A 6,471-nucleotide genomic window follows, 5' to 3' on the forward strand; every position below is an offset into this window, starting at 1 on the left:
ACACGGAGCTGGGTTGGAAGGGGATCGTCCGGGTCAACCCCCGGGAGTACGTGGTGGTGGCGCTGCGTCCGGTCGCGCCGGTGCTGCCGTTCAAGCTGGGCGACAGCCTCCGGCTGCTCGACCCCTGTCGCCCGGCCGGCGCGCGGGCCGGTTCGACGCCGGTCAGCCCGGCCGACGGGCGACCCGCCACTGTGGTCAACCAACTGGTCAACCTGGGCTGGGAGTACCGCTGGCACAGCCAGCTCGCCGGCCACCGCGACGGCGGGATGACCCGACCGCTGGTGCTGCGGGTGGCGCCGAAGGCGCCGACGGGCCTCACCGCCACCCCGGTGCCCGGGTCGGCCACCGCGCTACCCGCGATCGCGCTGGCCTGGACCAGCAACGGCGGGCGACCGCCCGCCACCAGCCACCTGCTGCAACGGGCCACCGACGCGACCTTCGGCGGCGAGGTCACCACGATCACCGTCGCGGCCGCCGCCACCCGGTACACCGACGCGACTGTCACCCCGGGGGTGACGTACCACTACCGGATCCGGGCGGAGAACGCGGTCAGCTACTCGTCCTGGTCCAACGGGGTGCCCGCCTCGGTGCACCTGGCCGCGCCGAGCGCCCTGGTGGCGACGCTCCCGCCGGCGGCACCGCTGCGGGTGGCGCTGCGCTGGACGAACCGGTCGTTCGCCACCGGCATCGACGTGCAACGGGCCACCAACCCGACGTTCACCAGTGGCCCGGGCACCACGGCGATCGGGGTCGGTGACAACCACCTGGACCCGACAGTGGCACCGGACACCACGTACTACTACCGGGTGCGGACCACCTATCTGGGTGCCGCCTCGGCGTGGTCGACGGTCGCCACGGTGACCTCACCACCCCCACCGGGCGTCCCGAGCGGGGTGAGCGCCACCGCCACCGCGCCGGGGCCGGACACCGCGACGGTGATCCTGGCGTGGGCGGCCAGCACCCCCGGCGGCCCGGGGTCCGGGTTCACCGTGCTGCGGGCCCTCGACCCGACCTTCGAGCAGGAGCTGGCCACTTTCACGGTGACCGGCCGCGGCTTCACCAACACGGGGCTGGCCCGGGGGGTGACCTACCACTACCGGATCCGGTCGTTCAACGTCGTTGGCACCTCGGCGTACACCGGGCCGGTCCTGGTGACGACCCCACCGTGACGGGCCCGCGCTCCGGGGGTGTGTGCGGTCAGCGCGTCGGCGCGCGCAGCGGGGTGCCGACGGCGCGCAGCTCGGCGAGGGCCCCGGCGACCCCGTGCAGCAGGTCGGTCGCCTCGGTGAGCCGGTCGGCGGCCGGGTGGGCGCTCTCCGGTCGGGCGTCCTCGGCCAGATAGCCGGCGGCGGTGGGGTCGCCGGTGCCCCGTTCGCGGGCCATGCTGGCGCGCAGTTCGTCCAGTCGGGCGGCGGCGGTCGGGTCGTTGGCCGGGCCGGTCTTCTCGGCCTGCGGTACGGCCGGTCGCTGGGTCGCGCCGCCGAGCTGCTCCCCCGCCATGCTGGACCGGATCTGCTCCAACCGGGCGGACCCGGCCGAGTCGATGGTGGCCTTCTGAATCTCCAACATACGGCCCTCGACGGAGTTGCCGGCCAGTTCGGCGCGGCCCATCGCGTTGGCGTACCGCCGCTCGATGCGGTCGCGCACCTCGTCCAGCGACGGGGTGGTGCCCGGCGCGGTCAGCGACGACATCGATTCCAGCGAGCGGGCCACCGTCTCCTGCATCTTGGCCTGCTCCAGCTGGCTGAGCAGCTTGGTGCGCTCGGCGATCTTCTGCTGGAGGATCATCGAGTTGTTCTCGACCGCCCGGCGGGCCTGCGCGGCGGCGCCCAGCGCCTGGTCATGCAGGGTCTTCAGGTCCTCGGTCGCCTGCTCGGCGGAGACGAGCTGGCTGGCCAGCGTCTGCGCGGACTGCTCGAAGCGCACCGCCTCGGCCTCGTCGCCCTTGGCCCGGGCCTGGTCGGACAGCACCAGGGCCTGCCGGGCGTTGCCCTGCAACCGCTCGACCTCGGACATCTGCCGGGACAGCTTCATCTCCAGCTGCCGCTGGTTGCCGATCACCGCGGCGGCCTGCTGGACCAGCGCCTGGTGCTGCCGCTGGGCATCCTCGATGGCCTGCTGGATCTGCACCTTGGGATCGGCGTGCTCGTCGATCTTCGCACCGAAGAGCGCCATCAGGTAGTTCCAACCCTTGACGAACGGGTTCGCCATCTCCGTGGTATCCCCTCAGTAGCGTCGCTCCACCACGGCCGGGCCGGCTGAACCGACCGACCGTCACCGGCCGGTCTCCATCGTCCCAGCAGAACGCCAACGAGGCATCCGTACCGGGCGGTCGACAGCACCGGCGGCTCCTGCGAGCAACCCTACGCGGCCGGGGCCACCTCGCCCACGGTCAGCCGGATCGGGGTCAGGCGGCGCAGACCACGTCCCGGTCGCGCTCGGTCGGGCGGACCCGGGTGCTGCGCAGGGTGGCCTTGAGCGGCGAGTCCTGGCGGACCGAGACGGCGACCTTGCCGTCGGAGGTGACCCGACGGACCCCCCGGTTGGTGCTCTTGGGCTCGGCGGCGGCCGGCTCGTCCGGCATCGAGACGAGCACCTCGGGCATCTGCTCGGCGAGCGCCACGGTGTCGCTCACCTCACGCAGCAGCTCGGACAGGCGGGCACCGAGGGCGTCACAGATCGCGGCGAGCAGCTCGCTGGACGGCTCCTTGTGCCCCCGTTCGATCTCGGAGAGGTAGCCGAGGCTGACGTTGGCGGCGGTGGAGACCTCACGCAGCGTGCGCTGCTGGCCCTGCCGGCGCGCTCGCAGTGCGTCACCGATCACCCGGCGTAGCAGGATCATCGCACCTCCCCCAGAGGGATTCCTCGCGCCCGGCGCTGGGCAGCCGGTCGCGGCGGACCACGCCGACCCCGAACGTCGGAGCCTTCCCGCAACCGTACCCGTTGCGGGCCCGGGCGACATCCCGCCCCGCCCGTCGGTTCGCCAGGGCGAGCCTGCCGGGGCGGTCCAAACCCGCCCCGGGCGGCGTTCACCGTGTCGCGGCGAAGTTCACCGTGTCGCGGCGACGAGCCGCTCGGTGAGCAGCCGCAGCGCCTCGACCACCGCCGCCGCCCGGACGTGGTCGCGCCCGCCGTCCAGGTCGAGCTGGCGGACCTCACCGCCGTTCGGGCCGGCGACCGCCACGTAGACCAGGCCCACCGGCTTGCCGTCCTGCGGTTCGGGACCGGCGACCCCGGTGGTGGCCAGTCCCCAGTCCGCACGGCACCGCTGTCGGCCGCCCTCGGCGAGCGCCGCCGCCACCTCCGGGTCCACCGGCCCTCGCTCGGCGAGCAGGTCGGCGGGGACGCCAGCCAGCGTCGCCTTCAACTCGGTGGCGTAGACCACGAGGCCACCCTGGTAGACCCCGCTGACACCGGCGATGTTCACGATCGAGGCGGCCAGCGACCCGCCCGTGAGGGATTCGACGGTAGCGAGCGTCTCGTGCCGCTCGGACAACCGGTGCACCACGGCGGCCGCCGCGCTGCCCACCTCGGCACCGTCCACCTCGGCACCACTCACCCCAGCGCTGTTCACCGCCACCCCGCCCTCACCCCTCGCCGCATCCCCCAGTCCTTCCCCACCCACCGATCCCCAACCCCAACCCCATCGCGTCGATCATGAAGTTATTGCCACGACACACCGCCTCGGATGGCAACAACTTCATGGTCAACGGGGGTGGGGTGGGTTACCGGGGGCGGCGCAGGCGGAGGGCCTGGGCTATGTAGTCGAAGCCGGTGGCCACCGTGACCAGGACGGCGGCGGCCATGATCCACGGCCCGACGGCGGCGAGCGCGGCCGGCATCGGCCACAGGTACCAGGCGATGGCCAGGATCTGGAGCGCCGTCTTGACCTTGCCGCCTCGGCTGGCGGCGATCACACCGTGCCGGATCACCCAGAACCGCAACCCGGTGATGCCCAGCTCGCGGACGAGGATCAGCGCGGTCACCCACCAGGGCAGCTGGTCGTACCAGGAGAGCAGCACCAGCGCCGCACCGGTGAGCGCCTTGTCGGCGATCGGGTCGGCCACCTTGCCGACCGAGGTGACCAGCCCGAAGCGGCGGGCGATCCAGCCGTCCACGAGGTCGGTCGCCGAGGCCACGGCGAAGATCAGGCAGGCCGCCATCCGCCACCCGGCGTGGGTCATCCCGGACATGATCACCGAGGCGGCGAAGACCGGCACCAGCACCAGCCGCAGGGCGGTCAGCGCGTTGGCGGCGTTGACGACGGGGACCACGGCCACCACCCGGCCGGGCGTCGACTCCGTCGCCCCGGTCACCGCCGCACTCCGCTCGGGTCGCCGTGGCGTTCCCGGCACCGCACCACCTGCGTCCCCCGCTCCGCTCGGGCCCGCCGTCACCGTGCCGCGCCGGGCGCCGCCGAGATCATCTCATCCGGCACGGCGAGCAGGTCCACCCCTTCGGTGCCGGTCACTGTCGCGCGTACCAGATCGCCCGGGCGCAGCGCGGCCAGATCGACCCCGCCCTCGGCCGGTGCAACCAGGGTGGTGGAGCCGTCGACCTCCGGCGCCTGGTGGGCCGCCCGACCCTCCACCACGCCGTCCTCGGTCGAGTCGACAAGCACCTCGACGGTCGAGCCGAGCCGGTCCTCGGCCCGCTGCGAGCAGAGCTCGTCGGCGAGGGCGCTGAGCCGGTCGTAGCGCCGCTTGATCGTCGCGGCGGAGACCTTGCCGGGCAGGCCGGCGGCCTCGGTGCCGTCCTCGTCGCTGTAGTCGAACATGCCGATCGCGTCGAGCCGGGCCTCGGTCAGGAACCGGACCAGCTCGTCGACGTCGGCGCGGGTCTCGCCGGGGAAACCGACGATGAAGTTGCTCCGGGCGCCCGCGTCCGGGGCCAGCGCACGGGCACCGGCCAACAGCTCCAGGAACCGGTCGGTGGAGCCGAAACGCCGCATCCGGCGCAGCACCGGCTCGCTGGAGTGCTGGAACGACAGGTCGAAGTACGGTGCCACGCCCGGGGTCGTGGCGATCGCCTCGACCAGCCCCGGCCGGGTCTCGGCCGGCTGGAGGTAGCTGGCCCGCACCCGGACGATGCCGGTCACCGCGGCGAGCTGCGGCAGCAGCTTCTCCAGGGCACGCGGGTCACCCAGGTCCTTGCCGTACGAGGTGGAGTTCTCGCTGACCAGCACCAGCTCCCGCACCCCGGACTTGGCCAGCCACTCCGCCTCGGCGAGCAGCTCGTCCGGGGTACGCGAGACGACCGCCCCCCGGAAGGCCGGGATGGCGCAGAACGCGCAGCGGCGGTCGCAGCCGCTGGCCAACTTCAGCGAGGCCACCGGGCCGGTGTCGAGCCGTCGGCGCAGCACCTGGCGCAGGTGCGCCGGCGTGTGCTCGTCGGTGTCGGTGGGAGTGCGGGTCACGGTGCCGTGGCCGGGCAGCGACACCCCGCTGTCGCGGCGGCGCACCGGAGTCAGCGGCAGCAGCTCCCGCCGGTCGCGCGGGGTGTGCGCGCTGATCTGCTCGCCGGCGACGACGGCGTTGAGCCGGGCGGCGATGTCCGGGTAGTCGTCGAAGCTCAGCACCGCCTGCGCCTCGGGCAGGCTGTCGGCCAGCTCCTTGCCGTACCGCTCGGCCATGCAGCCCGCGGCGACCACCTTGGCGCCCGTCCCGGCGGCGGCGAGCAGGGTCTGGATGGAGTCCTGCTTGGCCTTCTCCACGAAACCGCAGGTGTTGACGACCACCACGTCGGCGCCCTCGCCGTCGGTGCTCACCTGCCAGCCGTCGGCGTGCAGGCGGGCGGCCAGCTCCTCCGAGTCGACCTCGTTGCGGGCACAGCCCAGGGTCAGCAGGGCGACGCGACGGCCCTCGGCGTGGTCAGCGGGCGAAGGAGAGGTGGCAGACACCATCCGAGGGTACCGGGCCGGCCCGGTGAGCCCACGCACGCGGGCTGCGGAGACGGTCGACACAATGTCGGCCGGCAGCCGTCCGGGCCCGGTCAGCGGGCCGGGGCGGCCACCCGGGTCAGCGCGTCGAGCAGGAACACCTCGGTGCCGGCCAGGCCGGTGCAGCAGAAGACCGAGACCTGGTCCGCGCTGGTCCGGCCGGGGACCGCGCCGGCCAGGACGCCGCCCAGGTCGCGCAACCGCCCGAGGTACGGGGGCGTGGCGGCGAGCATCGGCGGCTGGTAGTCGACCGCCTGGACCGGTGAGTCGGTGACCAGCAGATCGGCGGTGTCCAGCAGGTCGGTGCCGAACTCGCTGCGGTCGCGTTGCTTGAAGCCGACCGCGTTGACGTGGGTGCCGGGGCTGAGGTCGGCGGCGCGCAGCACCGGGGTCGGGCTGGTGGTCGCCAGCACCACCAGGTCCCGCCCGGCGACGGCCGAGCCCGGGTCGGCCACCGCGCGGGCCGGCACGCCCAGTTCGGCACGGACCCGGGTGGCGAAGGTCTCCCGGCGAGCGGCGGACCGGCTGTGCAC

The 6,471-nt window shown here is 73.7% G+C and carries 5 protein-coding genes and 2 pseudogenes; 1 reads left to right on the forward strand and 6 read right to left on the reverse strand.

Annotated elements, in window-relative coordinates; all coding sequences use genetic code 11:
- Window positions 1-1,169, forward strand: a pseudogene (locus KBX53_RS18130) (hypothetical protein); the annotation flags it as partial.
- A 28-nt stretch (window positions 1,170-1,197) separates the two neighbouring features.
- Here the strand turns inward: KBX53_RS18130 and KBX53_RS18135 are convergent.
- From KBX53_RS18135 to KBX53_RS18160, 6 genes and pseudogenes are all read right to left on the reverse strand, one after another.
- Window positions 1,198-2,211 (reverse strand): PspA/IM30 family protein, encoded by a 1,014-nt coding sequence (locus KBX53_RS18135; protein WP_247675811.1) that lies wholly within the window; start codon window positions 2,209-2,211, stop codon window positions 1,198-1,200.
- A gap of 196 nt (window positions 2,212-2,407) precedes the next feature.
- Window positions 2,408-2,842, reverse strand: coding sequence for a helix-turn-helix domain-containing protein (locus tag KBX53_RS18140; protein ID WP_030336824.1), 435 nt, complete (start codon window positions 2,840-2,842; stop codon window positions 2,408-2,410).
- 207 nt (window positions 2,843-3,049) lie between these two features.
- Complete coding sequence (locus KBX53_RS18145) at window positions 3,050-3,574, reverse strand: CinA family protein (RefSeq protein ID WP_309140799.1); 525 nt, start codon at window positions 3,572-3,574, stop codon at window positions 3,050-3,052.
- A gap of 151 nt (window positions 3,575-3,725) precedes the next feature.
- Window positions 3,726-4,316 carry a CDP-diacylglycerol--glycerol-3-phosphate 3-phosphatidyltransferase gene (gene pgsA, locus KBX53_RS18150; protein WP_030336827.1) on the reverse strand — a complete coding sequence of 197 codons (591 nt, stop codon included), beginning with the start codon at window positions 4,314-4,316 and terminating at the stop codon, window positions 3,726-3,728.
- A 77-nt stretch (window positions 4,317-4,393) separates the two neighbouring features.
- Window positions 4,394-5,902: a 30S ribosomal protein S12 methylthiotransferase RimO gene (gene rimO / locus KBX53_RS18155; protein WP_210860527.1), complete on the reverse strand. Its 1,509-nt coding sequence runs from the start codon at window positions 5,900-5,902 to the stop codon at window positions 4,394-4,396.
- 89 nt (window positions 5,903-5,991) lie between these two features.
- Window positions 5,992-6,471: pseudogene (locus KBX53_RS18160) on the reverse strand (ornithine cyclodeaminase family protein); the annotation flags it as partial.

It is taken from the genome of Micromonospora sp. M51 (assembly GCF_018070305.1).
GTDB classification, from domain to species: Bacteria; Actinomycetota; Actinomycetes; order Mycobacteriales; family Micromonosporaceae; genus Micromonospora; species Micromonospora parva.